This window comes from Saccharothrix violaceirubra (assembly GCF_014203755.1).
Taxonomy (GTDB): domain Bacteria; phylum Actinomycetota; class Actinomycetes; order Mycobacteriales; family Pseudonocardiaceae; genus Actinosynnema; species Actinosynnema violaceirubrum.
In genome coordinates, this window is the sequence record NZ_JACHJS010000001.1 from 1,558,930 (window position 1) to 1,578,069 (window position 19,140).

Consider the following 19,140-nt stretch of genomic DNA (forward strand, 5'->3'; position numbering starts at 1 on the left):
GCAACCCCGGGGACGCCCGCGGGCGTGACTACCGCGTATCGCCGGACGGGAGGACAGATGAGTGATCGGGACGCCGCGTTCGCGGAGTACTTCGCGGCGCGGTCCGAGGCCATGCGCGGCACGGCGTACCTGCTGTGCGGTGACTGGCACCGTGCCGAAGACCTGGTTCAGGCCACGTTCACGAAGCTCTTCGTGGCGTGGCGGCGGATTCAGCGGCACGAGGCACTTGACGCGTACACGCGACGCACGCTGGTCCGGACGTTCGTGTCCGAACTGCGTCGCGGGTGGTTCCGCAAGGAACGCGTGAGCGACTCGCCGGTGGACTCGGCGACGGCCGGAGCCGGGTCGACCGAGGACCGGATCGTGCTACTGGCGGCCTTGGCCAAGGTGCCGCCGAGACAGCGCGCGGTCCTCGTCCTGCGGTACTGGGAAGACCTGTCGGTCGAGGAGACCGCCAGGGCGATGGGCTGTTCCGAGGGAACGGTGAAGAGTCAGGCCGCGCGGGGGCTGCAGACGCTGCGCGGCCTGGTCACCCCGCAGCGAGAAGAGATGGTGCGATGAACGAGCACGAATTGAGGAACGCGCTCCGGAACACGATGGCGACGAGCAGCCCGCCGCCGTCGATGGACCCGGCCGCGGTGGTCGAGTCCGGTCGGAAGGCCGAGCGCACGCGTCGGACGACGGTCGGCGCGGGTGTCGTAGGTCTGGTGGTCGTCGCGATCGCGGTCGGTACGACGCTGTTGCCCGGCCGCGGCGCGGACGGGTCCCAGGTGCAGGTGGCCGCGTCGCGGACGTCCGACTCGGCGTCCGTCACGGTCCCCGCGACGCCGGAGACCACGATCACCGAGATCCCGACCACCGCGATCCCGAGTACCGGGAGTTCGACCACGGGCCGGAGCACCAAGCCGTCGTGGCCCGACGGTCAGACCGACCGGACCGCGACCAGCGGGCCCCGCGCGGACAAGGCGGTGGGCCTGCTGAACGAACTGTCCGGCGCCCTGCCCACCGGGGTGCGCGACGTCGACAAGCCCTCGCCCGACCCGCGGTTCCCGCTGCGGCGACCGCAGGCGCAGTTCGAGGACTACGTCGGCGACCTCCAGGTCTGGGAGTACCAGGGCGTCACCCCGGTCGAGAAGGACGGCGTCGCGGGCGTCGGCCGGGTCCTGGTCCAGGTCGAGACGAAGGGCAACACCCGGCTCGACGGGGCCACGGGGTGCGCGGGTGCCACCAGGTTCCCGTACCCCGTGGCCGCCGGCACGTGCGAGTTCGTCACGGTCGACGGCAAGCAGGTCGCCGTCGTCACCGGCCCGGCCGGGGACGACCAGTACGAGCAGGCCGCGTTCCACTGGCACGCCGACGGCACGCTGGTCGTCGTCGCCCAGTCGCGTGCGTTCCCGCACGTGGGCCTGACGGCGCTGGCCGACCTGCCCCTGAGCGGTACGCAGCTCGCCGCGCTCGCGACGCGCGACGGGTTCCACCTGGCCTGACGCGCACGACAGCGGGGGAGGCCGGGATCGCATTCCGGCCTCCCTCCGCGTTCCGGCAGGTACCGTCCTGTCTGCCATGCGGACCCTGATCGTCGACAACCACGACTCGTTCACGTTCAACCTGTTCCAGTACCTGGCCGAGGTGAACGGACGCGAACCGGTCGTCGTCGCGAACGACGACCCGCGGTTCCGCCTGTCCGACCTGCGACGTTTCGACAACGTCGTGATCTCGCCCGGCCCCGGCCGCCCGCAGCGCGCCGCCGATGTCGGCCTGGGCCGGTCCGTGATCGAGCACGCCGACCTGCCGCTGCTCGGCGTGTGCCTCGGCCACCAGGCGCTGTGCCTCGCGCACGGTGCCCCCGTCGACCTGGTGCCGCCCCGACACGGCGTGGTCGACACCGTGACGCACACCGGTGTCGACCTGTTCGCCGGGTTGCCGTCCCCGCTGTCCGTGGTCCGCTACCACTCGTTGGCCGTGACGTCGCTGCCGTCGACGCTGGAGGCCGTGGCGTGGTCGGCCGACGGCGTGCTGATGGGCGTGCGCGACCGCACGCGGCCGGCGTGGGGTGTGCAGTTCCACCCGGAGTCGGTGGGCACCGAACACGGGTATGAGCTGCTGGCGAACTTCCGTGACCTGTCCGGCGGGTCGGCCGGCGCGTACTCGCCTGTCGTGACCGCAGCGGTGGTGCCCCCGGTGGCGGCCGGGGTCGTGGTGCGCCGGGTCGACGCGCACCCGTCGCCCGAGGCGGTGTTCGCGAGCCTGTACGGGGCGTCGGCGGAGGCGTTCTGGCTCGACAGCGCCTCCGGCGGCCGGTTCTCCGTGTTGGGCGACGCGTCCGGGCCGGGCGCACGGGTGGCCAGGTACTCCGTGGAGAGCGGACAGGTGACCGTCGACGGGGTGACCCACCCCGGGCCGTTCCTGGACTGGCTGGAGGCCGATCTGGCCGCGCACCGGGTGGCCGTGCCCGACGTGCCGTTCGACTTCCACCTCGGCTGGGTGGGGTATCTGGGGTACGAGCTGAAAGCCGAATGCGGCGGCACGGTCGCGCACCGGTCCGCCGTGCCCGACGCGGCGTTCGTCTTCGCGGACCGGGCGTTGGTGTTCGATCACGACGAGCGGTGCGTGTACGTGCTCGCGTTGCCCGATTCGGATGACGGATGGGTCGCCCGGACGGTGGCATTCCTGGCGACGTTCCGTGGTGTGGTGCCGGCGCCGCCAGGGCCGGTGGAGGTGGCCGATCTGCGGCTGAGGCACGGGCGCGAGCAGTACCTGAAGCTGATCGCGGCGTGCCAGGAGGCAATCACCGCGGGCGAGAGCTATGAGGTGTGCCTGACCAACGAGGCGACCGCCACCGGAGTGGTCGATCCGTTCGAGGCGTACCGGTTCCTGAGAACGGAAAGTCCGGCCCCGTTCGGCGCGTTGCTCCGATTCGGCGCACTTTCGGTGCTCAGTACGTCACCCGAGCGGTTCATCCGAGTGGACCGCACGGGCGTTGTGGAATCCGAGCCAATCAAGGGGACGAGACCGCGCGGGCGTACGCCCGAGGAGGACGAGGCTTTGCGCGCGGCGTTGGCCGGGAGTACCAAGGACCGGGCCGAGAACCTCATGATCGTCGACCTCGTTCGCAATGACTTGGGCCATTGCGCACAAGTCGGGAGCGTCACCGTACCGGCGATCTTCGAGGTGCGCGGGTACCGCACCGTGCACCAGCTCGTGAGCACGGTGCGAGCGCGACTTCGGGACGGGAGTTCGGCCGTGCGGGTCGTTCGGGCCGCGTTCCCCGGCGGCTCGATGACCGGTGCCCCCAAGATCCGGACAATGCAGATCATCGACGACCTGGAAGCCGGTCCGCGTGGTGTCTACTCGGGTGCCCTCGGATACTTCTCGGCATCCGGAACGGCCGACTTCAGCATCGTCATCCGGACGATGGTCGTCGACGGCGACAAGTTGGGTTTCGGTGTCGGCGGTGCCGTCATCGCACTGTCCGACCCGGTGGCGGAATTCGAGGAGACCGCCGTCAAGGCGACCGCCCTGCTCAGGCTCCTGAACAGTTCGTTTCCCGGCCGTTCACCTTCTTGACCTGGGGATTCCCGGCGGTCGGTAGCGGGTGGCGACCGCCGGGAATCCCCGGTCCGGGTCAGGAGGCGTGCGCTTCCTGGAACTGGACCACCAGGCCTTGGGGAATGCGGCCGCGGTCGGAGATCTGGTGTCCCTGTGCGCGCGCCCAGTCCCGAATGGCCTGCGCCTGGGCCTTGTCACCGGCCTTTACCGTGCTCTTGCCGCTGCCCTTGCGCTGCTTGCGCCCACCCGCGCGACGCGCCTTGGCGACGAAGTCGGCCAAGGAGTCCCGGAGCTTGTCGGCATTGTCCTTCGAGAGGTCGATGGAGTACTCCACACCGTCCAGCGCGAAGGTCAAGGTCTCGGCGGCTTCGCTGCCGTCGAGGTCGTCGATGAGTTGGACGACGGTCTGCTGTGCCACTGTTCCTCCGTGTGTGCTCGCATAGCGCGTGCTGCCCTCGACTATCTGCGCCACACGCTTCGGACGACACCATAGTGCACGACCGGAATATCGCCTAACCTTTCGTGTGGCAAATGTGTGCGGAGCCCCCGGACGGGTCATTTCACACCCAAAACCCGCGCTCACGAAATGTGAGCGGGCCCGACCCGCTACCCGGTGTCGCCCGTCACACCCGGTCGAGTGGCCTATCCTGGTACCCGGGAGATACCCGCCCGGGGTAGGGAAGGTCGCCACATGCACGGATACACAGCGGACAAGGACGCCTACCTGAAGCGGCTGCGCCGCATCGAGGGGCAGGTGCGCGGACTCCAGCGCATGGTCGAGAACGACGACTACTGCATCGACGTGCTGACCCAGATCTCGGCGGCCACGAAAGCCCTTCAGGCGGTCTCCCTCGGCCTGCTCGACGAACACCTGAAGCACTGCGTCGCCCAGGCGGTGGCAGAGGGCGGCGAGGTCGCCGAGGAGAAGATCGCCGAGGCGTCCGCGGCCATCGGCCGCCTGGTCAAGTCCTGATCCACACCCCCGCCGAACGGGAAAACGGGATCGAGTAGAGTACCGACGACCGATCGGCCCCCGTAGCCCAATCGGCAGAGGCAGCGGACTCAAAATCCGTCCAGTGTGCGTTCGAGTCGCACCGGGGGCACCACTTTGATCAAGCGTCTCTGCAGTTCAGGATAGTTGCGCCCGGTAGCGATAGGTCGTTACCGGGCATACTTTTGCTGGATGACGTGCGCAGGTTCGTACCGTCAAGTCTGCCGATCAGCGGCGGCGCCGAGGAAGAGCGGCATCCAGTCACGATTCGAGGAACGTCAGAGCTTCGGTGACGGGCTCGTCGCGGTCGCCTTCATCCGGGCACTGGGCCACGACCAAGTCGACCTCCTCGGATTCTCGCACGCATCCCACCAGGCTGTATCGGTGAGGCGGTGCAGCCCTCGACATGGTCGATCCTGGTCTGACGCCGTGCCGACGACGCGGCAAGTCGACGGCGAGCCGAGGTCACCACAAGGTCACCGACGAGCTCAGCGGGCAGTGCCCGCAGCGCGTCTGCGTGCGCGCAGTCGGCGGGCGACCCGCCAAGGACTCCGGTCAGCGGTGATGGGGCGCGAATGCCGGCCGTTCAATATCGCCGGCTCGCCAGACAGGTCGTGCGGTCCACCGCGTCGGCGCTCGACTCGGAATGAGACGCCGTGCCGCTCAGTCTCGAACCGGAAGCGTCCGGGTCACCTGGTGTGGCCGCCTTCGGTTTCCCGGCGGTTCTTCGGCCGGCTCGGCCGGGCGGGGCCTGGGAACGATCACGGGGCTGAGGTGGTGGGTTGCCGGCAGCACGCCGTTGGCGGCCAGGATGTCGGCGACGCTCGCGGTCGAGTCGCGGTCGGCGACCGACCTCAGCACCGCGCGTGCCATACCTGCCGGGGTGGCGGGTGGCACGACGAGCAGGCTGACCCTCCGGCGGTCGGATCCGATCGCCACGACGGTGTGCGGGTCGATCGAGCGGAAGCCCTCGAATCGAACCATCCGGCCGTCGACGGGTGCTTTCCTGGCGACTGCGCCCCAGGTGTCGAGGTGGTAGGAGACACGGTTGACCGGGCCCACCCAGGCGCCGAGCGCGGCGATCAGGGCGGGGAACTCGGCTGCCGGGTCGTCCGACCACGGCCACCAGCCGCCGGCGACGGGCTTGAGTGCCGACCCTGCCGGCTTCATCCGCAAACGCAGCGAGAGGTCGCGATGGCCAGTCGGTGGTGTGCGGGTGGGACTGAGCTGATCCGAGATCATCTCGGGGCTCCTGCCTCCGGTTCACCCGATGAGTGAGCGCCGGGGATTGCTCCTGCGCCTGAGGCGGCACCTACGACACTGCGGATACTCGTTCGCCTCCGGTGCCCCCAGGCTACGCCGACGGATCCCAGGCGGCGCTGGTCAGGAGGCAGCTACACCGTGTCGTGCGCACGGCTTGGCGCCTTGCGTGTGCGGTCGGCGCAGGCCGGGGCGCGCGATGATCAAACGTTGTCCGGACAAGCGAGTACTGTTCTGGGAAGTGCCCTGGCCCCCGGCATGCCGGCATCCGACCGAGGGGCACTCTCATGGCGCAGCTCGATCAGCTTTCCGCTACCACGACGGTCGTGGGGATCGCGGAACCCCACCAGAGCGCGGTCGCATCCATCCTGGGCGCTGTCGCGCTGGGCGTCTTCGGCGCGGACGAAGCCGAACTGATGATCGACCGGATCCGCGCGCTCGCGACCGGGAATGCAGCGGACCCTCTTCCGGAAAAATCCTAATAGGACAGTCGCGTGACTGTCACGTCGGCGCACGTCTGGCCGCTGGCGATCCTGCCGATGGCAAGTCCTGGCACAACTCCCCTCACGCCGAACCCGCCTGACCGCATCCGCGCCACGAGCAATCGGGTAAACGCAACGTTGCTAGGAGATGTCTCCCATGACACCGCTCGTCCAGCGGACGCAGACGGACCGTCCGGCGCACGCTGCTGTCCAACCAGATTTCCAGCCAGATGAGGAGATTCTGACCGTCACCGTGTGCCCGGCCCCGCCCGGTGCGTTCGTGGTCGCCGTGCACGGCGAGGTGGACGGGTCCACCACCCCGCTGCTGCGTGATCGTCTCCTCGATCTCCTGCGGCCCACTTGCCCACATCTGGTTGTCGACCTCACCGATGTGAGTTTCTTCGGAGCAGCCGGGCTCACCGTCCTGCTCGCTGTCGGCGAAGCGGCAGAGACGGCCGGCGTCAGCCTGTTTCTCGTCGCAGGTACTCGAGTGGTGCTTCGGCCGCTGGCGATCACCGGGCTGGGCGAGTTGTTCGATGTCTGTCCCGACATCGCCCATGCCCGGCTGCGCCTGCGCGACGTTTCCGCACAGACCACCGGTGGATCGCTTGACGATGACGGCACCCTGCCGGGGCCGCGCGCTGGGCCCGGTACGCCGTCCTCGGTATGACCCTCTGGCGAGGAGTACCAGCAGTTGCCCTCAGAAAACAGCAGCATCATCAACAACGTCGTCTACTCGGACGGGCGGCATGCCGCGTCCCCAGCCACCCTGGCCGACACCTTCCAGCTGATCCCTCTTGGTCAGACTTACGTGAGACACCCTGTGTGAGGGTGGGTTCATGATCGAGGGCGGGATCGGAGATCCTGATGACCGTGTCCTCGCCATCCGACAAGCAGTCCCGGCCCTCCCGCGACGACCAGGCCGACCCGGCGCCACGTCCGTCGCGCCGGGTGTTCACCCCGGACTACAAACTGGCCGTGGTCACCGAGTACGAGAACGCCCCCGCCGGGGAGAAGGGAGCGATCCTGCGGCGCGAGGGCCTCTACTCCTCCCACATCATCGAATGGACCCGGGCACGCGACGCGGGACGCCTGACCGGCCAACCCGCCGAGCCCGGCGCCCAGACGAAACCGGCGAGGAAATCCGCCGAACAAGTCGAACTGGAGAGACTGCGCCGCCAGAACGAGAAACTCGCCTCCGATCTCGCGAAGACCCGAATGGCACTGGACATCATGGGAAAAGCACACGCGCTCTTGGAGGAACTGTCCGGGAGCGCGGAGGACGACACGCCGCCTCGCAAATCCTGACGACCGCGTTCACCGAACTGCGCGCGGCCGGTCTCTCGGTGAAGAAATCATGCACGCTGACCGGGACCTCCCGGGCGACGCACTACCGGCACGCCAACCCGACAGGCCCGATGCACGGGCCGCGGCCGGCGCGGACACCCCCACCCCAGGCCCTGGACGCCGACGAGCGCGCCCGGGTGCTGGAGGTGCTGACGTCACCGGCCTACCGGGATCTGGCGATCCCGCAGGTGTGGGCGCGCGAACTGGACGAGGGCCGCTACTGGTGCTCGATCTCGACGATGTACCGGATCGCCCGCGCCCAGGGCCAGGTCCGCGAACGCCGCCGGATCGCCACCCACCCGCCGCGGACCCGGCCCGAGCTGTCCGCCCGCGGCCCGGGCGAGGTGTGGTCCTGGGACATCACCGCGTTGAAAGGACCGGTCAAAGGCGTCTGGTACAAGTGCTACGTCGTGCTGGACATCTTCTCCCGCTACGTCACCGGCTGGCTGGTCGCCGCCGCCGAGGACGCCGTCCTGGCGAAGGACTTCCTCGCCGAGGCCATCGCCCGCAACGGCACCGAACCGCACACGATCCACGCCGACAGAGGCGGCGCCATGGTGTCCAAACCGGTCTCCGAACTCCTGACCGACCTCGGCGTCCTGCGTTCGCATTCCCGCCCCCGCACCTCGAACGACAACCCCTATTCCGAAGCGCAGTTCAAGACCCTGAAGTACATGCCCGACTTCCCCGACCGGTTCGGCTCCCTCGCCGACGCCCGCCTGTTCTGCGAAGGATTCTTCCTGGCCTACAACCACGAGCACCGCCACTCCGGCATCGGCATGCACACCCCGGCCTCGGTGCACTTCGGCACCGCCGGACGGATCCGCGATCAACGCCAGGCCACTCTCGACCGCGCCCACGCCCGACACCCGGAGCGATTCGCCCGCCGACCCCGCCCACCCGCGCTGCCCGAGGTGGCCTGGATCAACCAACCCCTCGACCAACCACAACCGGCCCCATAGACACAACGTGTCTCACTTGACTTGACAACTACCGGATCGAGGCGCAGCCTGACAGCACGGCCTGGATCGGCCTCTACCGACCCGCCGAGGCGCAACTCATGGACGCGGCCACCCAGCTCGGGCTGCACGAACTGGCGGTGGAAGACGCCATCACGGCCCACCAGCGCCCGAAACTGGAACGCTACGGCGACACCCGGTTCGTGGTACTGCGCTCGGCCAGCTACCGCGATGACACCGAACGGGTCGAGTTCGGTGAGCTGCACCTGTTCGTGGGTCCCAATTTCGTGCTCACGGTGCGGCACAGCGACACACCGGACCTGGCCGGTGTGCGGCAGCGGCTGGAGAACCAGCCGCACCTGCTGCGGCTGGGTCCCGAGGCGGTGCTGTACGCCGTGCTGGACGCGGTGGTCGACGGCTACCCGCCCGTGGTGTCCGGACTGCACAACGACATCGAAGAGATCGAGACCCAGGTGTTCAGCCGTGACCCGAACGCCTCCAGGCGAATCTACGAGCTGTCCCGTGAGGTGATGGAGTTCCAGCGCGCCACCCACCCGCTTCTCACGATCCTCGACAACCTCTCAGCCGGGTTCGCCGAGCACGGCGTCGACGAGGAACTTCAGCGCCACCTGCGCGACGTGGCCGACCACGTCATCATCGTGGTCGAGCAGGTCACCAGCTTTCGCGGCGTGCTCGCCGACATCCTCGCCGTCAACACCACCCTGGTCACCCAAGCGCAGAACGAGGAGATGCAACGCCTCGCCGAGGCCAGCAACGCGCAGAACGAGCAGATCAAGAGGATCTCCTCATGGGCGGCGATCCTGTTCGCTCCCACCCTGATCGGGACGATCTACGGAATGAACTTCCGCCACATGCCCGAGCTGAACTGGATGTGGGGATACCCGTTCGCGCTGCTGCTCATGGCGCTGGTCTGCACCGGCCTGTACTTCGTGTTCAGACGCCGCGGCTGGCTCTGACCCGACAGATCCGGCGTCCGGCGCTGCGACGCGGTGGTTCCAGACGTCGCGCAGGACGACCTGGATGACACCGGCGACCGGGATGGCGAGCAGGGCGCCGAGTATTCCGGCGAGCTCGGTCGCCAGCAGCAATGCGACGAGCACGGTCAACGGGTTGAGCCGGACTGTGCGGGAGAAGATCACCCGCTGCGGCAGGTGGTTCTCCAGCTGCTGGTAGAAGATGATCACGGTGATGGCCGCGGGCAGCGAGTGGATGAGCGCGGCGACGCCGGCGACCACCGCGCCGAGGGTGGCGCCCACCAGGGATCAGGTCGGCTATTGCGACGAAGACCGCGATCAGCTCGGCGAACGGCACTCCGAGGATCTTCAGCACGATGTAGGTGAGCACGCCGCAGATCACGCTGATGAGCAGGTTGCCGGTGATGTAGCCGGTGACGGTCTTCCGCGCTCGCGGCCGACTCGGTGGATGCGCCGCGCGCGTTGCGGCGGGAAGAGCACGAGCGTCCCGTTGATCACTTTGTGGCCTTGCGGCACCGCGAGGTAGGCCGGCACGAAGATGGAGATGGTCGCGACGACCCCGGTGACCGCACTGCGCAGCAGGTTCAGCGCCGGGGTGCCGAGGCCGGTGGCGAACTGCCGGATGCGTTCTTCGTTGTCGCGGGCGAACTCCAGCGCGTTGGTGCGCTCCAGCGGAGTCCCGACAGGGCTTCTGCCGCCGCGTAGGTCGGCGATCATGTCGGGCAACCGTGTCGCCGGCTGCGTGCCCTGCTCGGCCAGTGGTAGGGCGAAGAGCGTGAGCACGCCGCCGAACGTCAGGAAGACCACGAGGAACACGGCCAGTGTCGCCGGCGAGCGGCGGTACCGGCTGACACGGTTTGCGGCCAGTTCACCGTCGGGTAGAGCGCGACGGTGAAGACGACCGCGATGAGCATCCACACCAGAACTCGTTGGACGTGCGTGACGGACACCCTGGCCACGACCGTGGCCAGGGTCAGCCCGATGGTCGCGAGGATGGTCCGCACGGGAACCCTGTAGGCGCGCTCGCTTGGCATCGTGCGACTCCCGTCCGGTCGTCTCATGACCGTTCTCGGGCAGCGCCGAGGACGGCGCCAGTCCGGCTCCCGACGCGCGAAGTGCTCTCTGCTTCGTCGAATTTACGCCGGTGGACTGCGCCGTGCCTCTCTAATGGCGTGACCCGAGATTGTCGATCCCCGTCAGTTCGGCGACCTCGGGCGATCGCGAAATCACCTGCTTCGCGACGTCCGACAGCAGCTGGTTGTGGGTGCGTGCGTAGTTCCGCATCAGGGAGAACGCGTCCGCGACAGCGATCTGCAGGCGTTCGGTCAGGATGCCCTTGGCCTGTTCGATGACGACACGGCTGTTGAGGGCGTTCTGCAGCTGTTCGGTGACCATCTCGCTGTGCCTGAGCGCACGGACCTGGAGAATGCTGATCGTCGCGACGTTGGCGAAGGACTGGGCCAGCTCGACCGCGTCCTCCGGGATGACCCCTGGGGAGGTCCGGAACAGGTTCAGCGCGCCGACGATCTGCTCACGCAGTCGCATCGGCACCGCGTGGACGGCGGAGAATCCCTGTTCGCGCGCCGCGAGCGTGAACCGGGGCCAGCGTTGCGGCTCCTGGGCCAGGTCGTCGCACGCTACCGGCTGCCCGGTGCGGAAGCATTCCAGGCAGGGGCCCTCCTCGTCCTGCAGCTGGAACAGCTCCAGCATCCTGGCCTGCTCGGTGGACGCGGCCACCAGGTTCAGCGCACCCCGCTGATCCGCCAGCAGGATCCCGACCGCGTCGACCTCCAGCAGCTCGGCACAGCGTTCGGTGAGGGTGTGCAGGAAGTCGATGGCGTCGAACCCCAGCACGAGCGTGTCCGCCAGTTCGACGAAGGTCTGAGCGATCCGCCGGTCCAACACGTGACTCACCTCTGTTTCTCATGGTTGGTATCCGGGGTGAATCTCAGTCTGCGCGCAACCACGTCGGCCGCGGCCTCCGACAGGCGGTTGCCGGTGAGGAACGCGTGCGCCCGCAACCGCAGGAACGCCTCACCGAGATCGGTGTCCAGCTGCACCGACACCATGCCAGTCGCCTGGTGCACCACTCCCCACCGGCGCTCCGGCTCGGTGCCCCACAGGTCGGCGCCGTCCGGCGTCGCCGGCGTCGCGGGCCCCCCGAGCAGCAACGTTGTCGCGGTGTCCGCGAACAGCAGCGCGTCCGCGAGTTCGTCCTGTGACAACGGGCCGGCGACGTCCCGGCAGATCTCCAGCGCGCCCAGCGCGATCGCCCCGAGCGTCAGGGGGATCACGAAGACCGCCGCCACCCCGGCCGCGGCCGCGGCCGCGGCGAACGCGGGCCAGCGACTCGCGCTCCACCCGTCCGCCAGATCGGACACGAACACCGGGTGGTTCTGCCGCGAAGCCTCCGACATCGGCCCCTCACCCACCGTCGCCTGCAGCTCGGCCATCTCCTCGCCGGTGGCTCCGGCGACTTCCAGCGGTTGCGCGCTACCGACCAGATAGACCGCGACGCCGGCCGCGTTCAGGCGGACCTTGCAGGCAAGACAGACATGGCGGACACGGACGGGCACCTGGTCGGCCCTGGCGATCTCATTGATCACGACGAGCAGGTCGAGATGCCGATTCGTGCCCACGCCGGTCACTCCTCGCCATTGTGATCTCGTACGTACGGACTCTAGTCCTTCACGCGCCCGCTGCCAGCCTCCGCATATGGGAGCGATCGGGACCAGTGCGGGGGTGGCGCTCGTCGAACACGGCAGCTCCTACTGCGGAACGTGGCAGCGCGGCCCCGCCGGTGTACCGGTGGACACCGGATTCCGGGCGCTGGTGTCCACTGAGCTTGTTCTCTAACCTGTGGGTGCCGGTCGGGTGTACCCGGTTGATCATGAGCGCAGCCCTTGGTTGATCATTCCTCTTGCGACAGAGGGAAGACCGACTCAAGGGCTGCGGTGATCAGTGTGCACGATGCCGAACGTGCGGCGGCGCTCGGGGAGTTGTCCGGGTTCCGCCAGGAGTTCTACGGGTGTCCGACCGCGCGGTCGGACGTGCTGTTCGAACCGGCCGACGCGACGCTGTGCGCAGTCGGGCCGGTGAAGTCGCCTGTCGACTTGACGTTGATCCCCGAGCACCGTCGTGGGCACGGCGCCCTGTACGACGCGCTGAATCGTGGCCACGTCGACACCGGTCGGCTGCGCAGGGCACTGGCCGGTGCGCCGCTACCGCGGTTCCCGGACGGGCGGATCGTGCCGGCGGTGGACGTGTCCCCGTGGCTGCGATCGGACGCGGCCTGCTCGGCGGAACGGTTGTTCTGCCACGTCCACGGCCGGGCCAGAAGCGCGTCGCAGTTCATTCCCGGCTGGCCGTACTCGTTCGTCGCCGCGCTGGAGCCGGGCCGTTCGTCGTGGACGGCGATCCTCGACGTGACGCGACTGGGCCCCGCCGCCGACGCCACCGCGGTCACCGCCGCCCAGCTCAGGGGCGTCGTCGAACGCCTGGTCGCGGCCGGGCAGTGGCGGCCGGGGGATCCGTCGGTCCTGATCGTCGCCGATGCCGGCTACGACATCACCCGCCTCGCGTTCGTCCTGGACGGTCTCCCTGTCGAAGTGACGGGCCGGATCCGCTCGGACCGGGTGCTGCGGCCGCCCGCGCCGCCCCGACTGCCGGGCGCCAACGGCCGCCCTCCCGAACACGGCGGCGAGTTCGCCCCGGCCGACCCGACGACCCGGCCGCGGCCAACGGCGGTCACCACGACCGACACCACCCGCTACGGCAAGGCCGAGGCACAAGCCCGGGACCGGCTGCATCCACGCCTGACCCACCGCGCGGCCTGGCTCGACCACGACGGACCACTGCCCATCGTCGAAGGCACCCTGATCAGGTTGAAGGTCGAGCACCTGCCCGGCGACCGCGAGGCCAAGCCGGTGTGGCTGTGGTCCTCGGCCACCGGCGCCACCGCGGCCGACGTCGACCGCTGGTGGCGGGCGTTCCTCCGGCGCTTCGACCTGGAACACACGTTCCGCCTGTTCAAGCAGACCCTCGGCTGGACCACCCCGAAACTCCGCAGGCCCGAGGCGGCCGACCGGTGGACCTGGCTGCCGATCGCCGCACACACCCAACTCCGCCTCGCCCGACCGCTGGCCGCCGACCTCCGACGTCCCTGGGAGAAACCCGCCGCGCCGGGCACACTCACCCCGGCACGGGTCCGACGCGGGTTTCGGAACCTCCGCGCCGACACGGTCCTCCCCGCCAGCGCGCCAAAACCCACCAGACCAGGCCCGGGACGCCCACCGGGCACCAGGAACAGCCGCCCCGCACCCCGCTACGACGTCGGCAAGACCGTCAAACGACCTGTGTCGCTCATCGACCCACAACGGCAACGACCTTAAAGAACAAGCCAAGACCGTGCCGCACGGTCGGCTCCGTGGTGGTGCAGAGCGGTTCCGAGATCATCTCGGCGCTCCCGACTCCAGCCGAAACGGCCGGACTTCCTTGTGCGCCAAAGGCGGCACCAGCTTGACCGCCGGTGCAACGACATGCCCTCGGTAACTCCATTCTACGCCGCTGCGGTTGCGACAGCGCCCGTTCTGGCGTACTCGACGCAGATCGGAAGCTGCCAATCCGGCGACCAGCAAGGCCACACTCACCACCGCGCTGAAGACTTCGACCGATACCAGTCGCCGACGAGCCCATCGGACGAACACCAGGTTCACCGTGACGTGCGCGGAGGCGGTGGCCAACACCCACCACGGTCCCGTGGCCAGCAGCGGCGTGGCACCGAGGTGGAACGAGGTCGCCGTGATGCCACGGACACCGCTGTGTGCGGGATGAGTGCTGAGGAATCCACCCTGGGACTTCAGTTGTTCCGCCGCTTGGCCTCCGATGGGCCAACTGAACCGCGAGAGGTGCGTCGCGACGACGAAAACGAGTTCTGCCAACGCCCAGCCGAAGCCCGCCCAGAGCGCGGCAGCGTGTCCGCTGACAACGACCAGTACGAGCGCGAGCGGACGACTTCGTCAGTGATCGCGGAGGCAGACTCGAGGATGGTGCGGCTGCGGTCGAGGTCGGGGAGCCTGCCCGCGGAGGCGAGCGCCGGCAGCCGCGCCGCCAGGGCGACCAGCCACCCGAGAACACCCAGCAGCGCCACACCGGCTTCCGAGACGCCGAGCGGTATCGCCAGGACGACCGCGAGCAGTACGAGAACAGCCGACATCACGGCGGCGCCCCCTCGGATCCTTCCGCTGACCCGAGCTGAACTCGTCACGGGGTGTTCCTCTTCGCCTGCTGGTTCAGTGATGATCCCCATGCCTGCTCCACACCCGGGCGTCCGGCTTTCCAGTCCATGTGGATCGTCAGAGCAGGGGATCCCGTACGGGGATCGAGTTCTGTTCGCCGTCGGGCAGTCTGGGCACCAACCGCAGCACGCGGTTGCCGCGTGGATCAGTGCGCGTCTCGGCCACATCGACCTGCCGAATCAGCTCGTTGCGGACCTCGCCCAGTGCTGCGGGCAGGTCGCGTGCCGAGGAGGTGGCGACGAGGTGCAGACGTGGGCGGCAGTTGATCCAGCATTCCAGGGTGACTCGCTGCCCGGCACCCCGACGGTCCTTCATGCTGATTTCCAGGTCGATCTCGTCGTGGCGGAACGAGCGCAACCGCGAGCCGAGCTTGCTCAGGCGTTCCGAGACCCAGCCGCGTTCGGATGCGAGGAATCCGGTGGCGAGGTTCAGGCGTTGGGCGACGATTGCCGTGCCTTCACGAGTGTCGGGCATGCGCTTGTCAGTCCTCTGTGGAGTTTCGCACCGCTGGTGCCGGGCGATGGCTTGCCGGCGTTCAGGCTGACCTTCGCGGTGCCGGCACTGGTTCACGGAACAGGGTCGCGTAGGACCGCTGCTCGTCTGGAGAGCCGGGCTTCGCGAGTGAGTGGTGTTCTTCGGGGTGACTGAACAGTTCGTCCGCCGTTTCGGGACGCGACAAGTTCTGGTTTCTCATGGTTTCCGGCTTTCTTCGCGTCCTGTGCGTGCTGAAGCCGAAGTGGCTGCACGGCGCGAGGGTTTGGGGAATGCGAAAGCGCACCTGCCCCACGGACACAACCCTACACCCCATCTTGGTGGCACGAGCCCTTTGGGTCACTTCCCTTGCGGGACAAGCGAAGTTGTTCAGGAGGTGGTGGATCTGAGGTTGCGGGCCAGTCGTTCCGGCCTCGGCCAGCGGACGTTGGTGGCCCAGCCGAGCTTCTCGAAGACCCGGATCAACCGTGCGGAGATGTCGATCTGACCGCGGCGGACGCCGTGGCGGGCGCAGGTGGGATCGGCGTGGTGGGAGTTGTGCCAGGACTCGCCCATCGACAGGATCGCCGGCGGCCGGAAGTTGGCGGACTTGTCGCGCGCGGTGAAGGGCCGGTCGCCGATCATGTGGCAGATCGAGTTGACCGACCAGGTCACGTGGTGCAGCAGGGCGACGCGGACGAGCCCGGCCCAGAAGAAGGCGGTGAGTGCGCCCCACCAGCTCCAAGTGATCAGGCCTCCGGCGAGTGCCGGGGCGAGCAGTGTCCCGGCGGTCAGTGCGGGGAACCACCGGTTGACGCGCTGGATGTCCGGGTCGGTGAGCAGGTCGGGGGCGAAGCGGGCGGCGTTGGTCAGTTCCCGTCGGAACATCCAGCCCATGTGAGCGTGCCAGAAGCCTTTGGCCAGTGCGCGGGCCGAGGTGCCGAAGAGCCACGGCGAGTGCGGGTCGCCTTCGCGGTCGGCGTAGGCGTGGTGACGGCGGTGGTCGGCGACCCATCCGATGATCGGGCCCTGCATGGCCGTGCTGCCGAGGACCGCGAGGGTGATCCGCAGCGCACGGGTGGCCTTGAAAGCACCGTGCGTGAAGTAGCGGTGGAACCCGATCGTGACCCCGAGACAGGTGAGGCTGTAGAAGAAGGCCACGAGGCCCACATCGACCCAGCCGAGGCCCCAGCCCCATGCCGGCGGCACCGCTGCGGCAAGTGCCAGCGCCGGTATCACGGCGAACAGTTTGACCAGGAACATCTCGGCCGGGGACTTCTCACCGGCCAGCATGGGCTGCGGCGCGGCATCGACTCGGCGGACGTTTGATTCGACTTGCGTGCTCACGTTCGTACCTCCGGGAACGGCATGCGTTCTCCGTCGCCGGGGTCCGGGGCGATCGGTGTGGGATTTGGCGGGTGCGCGCGTCGAGCGACCCGCGTCAGGTCATCGCACCGCATGGATACCCGTGGTGTGGTAGTGGCAAAACCGGCGTGAATGTGAAGTCAGGTGCCCCCCATGTCACCGGCAGATGCAGCCTCGGGACAGCGCGACAGCCGTGGTCGCGGTGCAGAAGCGAACGCTGAGCGGGTCGTGCTCGTGCCACGGGTGCGGGCACGCCACACAGATCTCGGCGGCGTCGGCATGGTCGGCCAGTACGGCGGTTTGCGGCTCAGACGTGGGCATGCGGGTACTCCGATGATCGATGTCGGAACTGGAGGATGCGGGGTTCAGGATGGTTCCTTCGCGGACCTCGACGGCTCGCCGGATGACCTCGCTGGTGTCCCAGGCGCCGGTGAGGACGGAGCGCGGGAGCGGCACTGCGAGTAGCCCGTCGGAGACGCCGAAGCGTTCCCCGCAGCCGCTCTCGAGGTAGCTGCGCTCCCGAACTTCTCCTTGCGGGACTGTGCGCTCAATCGCCGCCAGGTGGCCGAAGTGCCGTAGGCGCCGCCGGATCCAGGTCGGCCGCACGGAGGCGGAACACCTGCAACTCGACACCGAAGTACTTGGTGGTCTCGCCGACCCAGTGCATGCCGTTCTTCCGGACGGTGGCCGCGGCGCGAACGTTGCCGGGGCGGACGACGGCGAAGATCTCGTGGACGTTCTGACTGAACGCCCAGGCGGCCAGCGCGTGCGTGGTCTCGGTGGCGTACCCGTTGCCCCAGGCATCGGGGCGCAGTTGCCAGCCGATCTCCAGATCCTCGTTGCCGGGCGGTAACGGGAGCAGGACGGCGCCGCCGATCACACAGTCGTCGGAGGTGCGTCGGACTGCCCATCGGCCGGCCGGAGCAGGCAACCGGGCGCCCTCGGCGCTCCACTGCTGCAGCAGCAGCCTCATGGCCGCGAGGTCAGGCACCCTGTCCATGTCGGGGCTGAGCCAGCGAGTCACCTCGGCGTGGCCGTAAACATCCAGCGCGGCCTGTGCGTCGTCGACCCGCCAGGGCCGCAAGGTCAATCGCTCCGTGGTCACCGAGTCGGTCGTCCATGTCGACGTGCTCATGTCGGCACTCCGTCCCCCCGGTCACACGATCTGGCCGGGCGATTTTGAGAAAATGGTCCGTCATGGTACTCAAGGTCATTCCGGAAGAATCAAGAACCCTCTTCGGGCAGGAGGCTCCTCTCGCCATACTACGCGCATCACTTGTACGCGTGACGAAATTTCTTCCCGACCACAAAAGATCTGACGAGCACTTCCTGATAATCAGCTGTGAGTATCTGGGCTGCGAAGATCGGCTTGCTGACGATTTTCCAGCTCCAGCCGGCCGTGAACGGCATGCAACGAGAGTCGGGAACATTTCGATCGATCACAACCGAATCGGCGCGGAGTCCAGTCGTCGGAAAACCGTTCTGCTCATCGAAACCCAAGGACACGGACGTCGTCTTCGAGACCAACCTCGTTGACGGCGCCGAAGCTGAGCGTCTTGGCCTGCACCAGGCGGCGGTCATACGCGACGTATTGCTGTGGCACCACCGAAACGGCAACAGCGCGTCACCACACACGGGCGCTACCTGACTACTACAACATGTAACCGGCCTGCACAACCAAGCATCCAACCTGAAACCGCTGGTCAGGCCTGTTATCATCCTGTGGGGCTCCCGCCGGGGGGCACATACGGCATCCCCGCAAGCGCCAGGCCACGGCGTGGCCTGGCGCTTGATGCTTCTTCGGGGCCTTCCCGCCTGGCCCTTCTCGCGTCGGTGTGGGCTTCTAGGCGCGTGCGGTCCGGTAGCGCAGGAGGACCGCGCCCGACTTGAAGGTGCGGTTCTCCACCAGGTCGAGCTTGAGCCACCGGTGCAGTGCGGGGAAGAACGGGGTGCCGCTGCCGATCGCCACCGGTGTCAGGAGGACGTGGAACTCGTCCACCAGGCCGGCCCTGATCAAGGGTGCGGCGAGAGTGGCGCCGGCGACCTCCATCAGGCCGTCGGTTTCCGCCTTGAGGCGTTGTGTGGTCTCGACCGCGTCGCCGCGTTCCAGGCTCGAGTTCCAGTCGACCGATTCCAGGGTCCGGGAGAAGACGACTTTCGGCATGGCCAGCCACAGGCGGGCGTACTCGGCCTCCACCGGGGGCACGTCGGGGACCTGGGCGGCGGTCGGCCAGTGGGCCGACATGAGCTCGTACAGTTTCCGGCCGTACAGCGACAGTGCGACGTCGCCGGTGCGGTCGTTCCAGTACTGGTGCAGTTCTTCGTCCGGCTCGCTCCAGCCCAGGTCGCCGTTCGCGTCGGCGATGTAACCGTCCAGCGAGACGTTCATGCCGTAGGTCAGCTTTCCCATGGTCGTACACACTG

The 19,140-nt window shown here is 68.3% G+C and carries 22 protein-coding genes, 1 tRNA gene and 1 pseudogene; 10 read left to right on the forward strand and 14 right to left on the reverse strand.

What is annotated here, in order from left to right:
- Positions 1 to 57 precede the first annotated feature (57 nt).
- The 3 genes from F4559_RS07825 to pabB all read left to right on the forward strand — a co-directional run bounded on the left by F4559_RS07825 (position 58) and on the right by pabB (position 3,567).
- Positions 58 to 561 carry a SigE family RNA polymerase sigma factor gene (locus F4559_RS07825; RefSeq protein ID WP_184667106.1) on the forward strand — a complete coding sequence of 168 codons (504 nt, stop codon included), beginning with the start codon at positions 58 to 60 and terminating at the stop codon, positions 559 to 561.
- Positions 558 to 1,487 (forward strand): hypothetical protein, encoded by a 930-nt coding sequence (locus F4559_RS07830; RefSeq protein WP_184667108.1) that lies wholly within the window; start codon positions 558 to 560, stop codon positions 1,485 to 1,487. Before F4559_RS07825 ends, F4559_RS07830 begins: the two co-directional genes overlap by 4 nt.
- A gap of 76 nt (positions 1,488 to 1,563) precedes the next feature.
- Positions 1,564 to 3,567: an aminodeoxychorismate synthase component I gene (gene pabB, locus F4559_RS07835; protein WP_184667110.1), complete on the forward strand. Its 2,004-nt coding sequence runs from the start codon at positions 1,564 to 1,566 to the stop codon at positions 3,565 to 3,567.
- Positions 3,568 to 3,625: 58 nt separating this feature from the next.
- Here pabB and F4559_RS07840 read toward each other — a convergent pair whose 3' ends face one another.
- Positions 3,626 to 3,967: a histone-like nucleoid-structuring protein Lsr2 gene (locus F4559_RS07840; RefSeq protein WP_184667112.1), complete on the reverse strand. Its 342-nt coding sequence runs from the start codon at positions 3,965 to 3,967 to the stop codon at positions 3,626 to 3,628.
- Between the two features lie 273 nt (positions 3,968 to 4,240).
- Here F4559_RS07840 and F4559_RS07845 point away from each other — a divergent pair, with 273 nt between their 5' ends.
- Positions 4,241 to 4,522, forward strand: coding sequence for a metal-sensitive transcriptional regulator (locus F4559_RS07845; RefSeq protein WP_184667114.1), 282 nt, complete (start codon positions 4,241 to 4,243; stop codon positions 4,520 to 4,522).
- Positions 4,523 to 4,578: 56 nt separating this feature from the next.
- Positions 4,579 to 4,655, forward strand: a tRNA-Leu gene (locus F4559_RS07850).
- 548 nt (positions 4,656 to 5,203) lie between these two features.
- Here F4559_RS07850 and F4559_RS07855 read toward each other — a convergent pair.
- The gene (locus tag F4559_RS07855) at positions 5,204 to 5,710 is read right to left on the reverse strand and encodes a DUF5994 family protein (RefSeq protein ID WP_184667116.1); all 507 of its coding nucleotides are present in this window, start codon (positions 5,708 to 5,710) and stop codon (positions 5,204 to 5,206) included.
- Between the two features lie 377 nt (positions 5,711 to 6,087).
- Here F4559_RS07855 and F4559_RS07860 point away from each other — a divergent pair, with 377 nt between their 5' ends.
- From F4559_RS07860 to F4559_RS07880, 4 genes are all read left to right on the forward strand, one after another.
- The gene (locus F4559_RS07860; protein ID WP_184667117.1) at positions 6,088 to 6,282 is read left to right on the forward strand and encodes a hypothetical protein; all 195 of its coding nucleotides are present in this window, start codon (positions 6,088 to 6,090) and stop codon (positions 6,280 to 6,282) included.
- Positions 6,283 to 6,439: 157 nt separating this feature from the next.
- Positions 6,440 to 6,952, forward strand: a complete 513-nt coding sequence (locus tag F4559_RS07865) for an STAS domain-containing protein (RefSeq protein WP_184667118.1) — start codon at positions 6,440 to 6,442, stop codon at positions 6,950 to 6,952.
- Between the two features lie 197 nt (positions 6,953 to 7,149).
- Positions 7,150 to 8,591, forward strand: a protein-coding gene (locus F4559_RS07875; protein ID WP_246445106.1) for an IS3 family transposase whose coding sequence is annotated in 2 segments (ribosomal slippage) — positions 7,150 to 7,549 and positions 7,549 to 8,591 — 1,443 coding nt in all. Because the reading frame shifts where the segments join, the coding sequence is not laid out codon by codon here.
- Between the two features lie 65 nt (positions 8,592 to 8,656).
- Complete coding sequence (locus F4559_RS07880) at positions 8,657 to 9,565, forward strand: magnesium and cobalt transport protein CorA (protein ID WP_312865984.1); 909 nt, start codon at positions 8,657 to 8,659, stop codon at positions 9,563 to 9,565.
- 57 nt (positions 9,566 to 9,622) lie between these two features.
- Here F4559_RS07880 and F4559_RS36690 read toward each other — a convergent pair.
- The 5 genes and pseudogenes from F4559_RS36690 to F4559_RS07905 all read right to left on the reverse strand — a co-directional run.
- Positions 9,623 to 9,865, reverse strand: a pseudogene (locus F4559_RS36690) (AI-2E family transporter); the annotation flags it as partial.
- Between the two features lie 96 nt (positions 9,866 to 9,961).
- Positions 9,962 to 10,399: an AI-2E family transporter gene (locus F4559_RS07890; protein WP_184667120.1), complete on the reverse strand. Its 438-nt coding sequence runs from the start codon at positions 10,397 to 10,399 to the stop codon at positions 9,962 to 9,964.
- Positions 10,378 to 10,617: a hypothetical protein gene (locus F4559_RS07895; protein WP_184667121.1), complete on the reverse strand. Its 240-nt coding sequence runs from the start codon at positions 10,615 to 10,617 to the stop codon at positions 10,378 to 10,380. Before F4559_RS07895 ends, F4559_RS07890 begins: the two co-directional genes overlap by 22 nt.
- 130 nt (positions 10,618 to 10,747) lie before the next feature.
- On the reverse strand, positions 10,748 to 11,488 hold the full coding sequence (locus F4559_RS07900) for a GAF and ANTAR domain-containing protein (RefSeq protein ID WP_184667123.1): 741 nt from the start codon (positions 11,486 to 11,488) through the stop codon (positions 10,748 to 10,750).
- Positions 11,489 to 11,493: 5 nt separating this feature from the next.
- Entirely contained in the window at positions 11,494 to 12,231 is a 738-nt protein-coding gene (locus tag F4559_RS07905; protein ID WP_184667125.1) for a GAF and ANTAR domain-containing protein, read from the reverse strand.
- 306 nt (positions 12,232 to 12,537) lie between these two features.
- Here F4559_RS07905 and F4559_RS07910 point away from each other — a divergent pair, with 306 nt between their 5' ends.
- Complete coding sequence (locus tag F4559_RS07910) at positions 12,538 to 13,974, forward strand: NF041680 family putative transposase (RefSeq protein WP_312865517.1); 1,437 nt, start codon at positions 12,538 to 12,540, stop codon at positions 13,972 to 13,974.
- Between the two features lie 467 nt (positions 13,975 to 14,441).
- Here F4559_RS07910 and F4559_RS07915 read toward each other — a convergent pair whose 3' ends face one another.
- The 7 genes from F4559_RS07915 to F4559_RS07945 all read right to left on the reverse strand — a co-directional run bounded on the left by F4559_RS07915 (position 14,442) and on the right by F4559_RS07945 (position 19,126).
- Complete coding sequence (locus F4559_RS07915) at positions 14,442 to 14,891, reverse strand: hypothetical protein (protein WP_184667127.1); 450 nt, start codon at positions 14,889 to 14,891, stop codon at positions 14,442 to 14,444.
- Between the two features lie 46 nt (positions 14,892 to 14,937).
- On the reverse strand, positions 14,938 to 15,354 hold the full coding sequence (locus F4559_RS07920) for an HPF/RaiA family ribosome-associated protein (RefSeq protein ID WP_184667129.1): 417 nt from the start codon (positions 15,352 to 15,354) through the stop codon (positions 14,938 to 14,940).
- Positions 15,355 to 15,741: 387 nt separating this feature from the next.
- Positions 15,742 to 16,644 (reverse strand): acyl-CoA desaturase, encoded by a 903-nt coding sequence (locus F4559_RS07925; RefSeq protein WP_184675548.1) that lies wholly within the window; start codon positions 16,642 to 16,644, stop codon positions 15,742 to 15,744.
- A gap of 228 nt (positions 16,645 to 16,872) precedes the next feature.
- The gene (locus tag F4559_RS07930; protein ID WP_184667131.1) at positions 16,873 to 17,037 is read right to left on the reverse strand and encodes an RGCVC family protein; all 165 of its coding nucleotides are present in this window, start codon (positions 17,035 to 17,037) and stop codon (positions 16,873 to 16,875) included.
- A gap of 226 nt (positions 17,038 to 17,263) precedes the next feature.
- Positions 17,264 to 17,851, reverse strand: coding sequence for a GNAT family N-acetyltransferase (locus F4559_RS07935; RefSeq protein WP_184667133.1), 588 nt, complete (start codon positions 17,849 to 17,851; stop codon positions 17,264 to 17,266).
- Positions 17,852 to 17,988: 137 nt separating this feature from the next.
- A complete protein-coding gene (locus tag F4559_RS07940) occupies positions 17,989 to 18,222 on the reverse strand; it encodes a hypothetical protein (protein WP_221447166.1) in 234 nt (77 codons plus the stop codon).
- Between the two features lie 337 nt (positions 18,223 to 18,559).
- Positions 18,560 to 19,126, reverse strand: coding sequence for a dihydrofolate reductase family protein (locus F4559_RS07945; RefSeq protein ID WP_184667137.1), 567 nt, complete (start codon positions 19,124 to 19,126; stop codon positions 18,560 to 18,562).
- Positions 19,127 to 19,140: the final 14 nt, after the last annotated feature.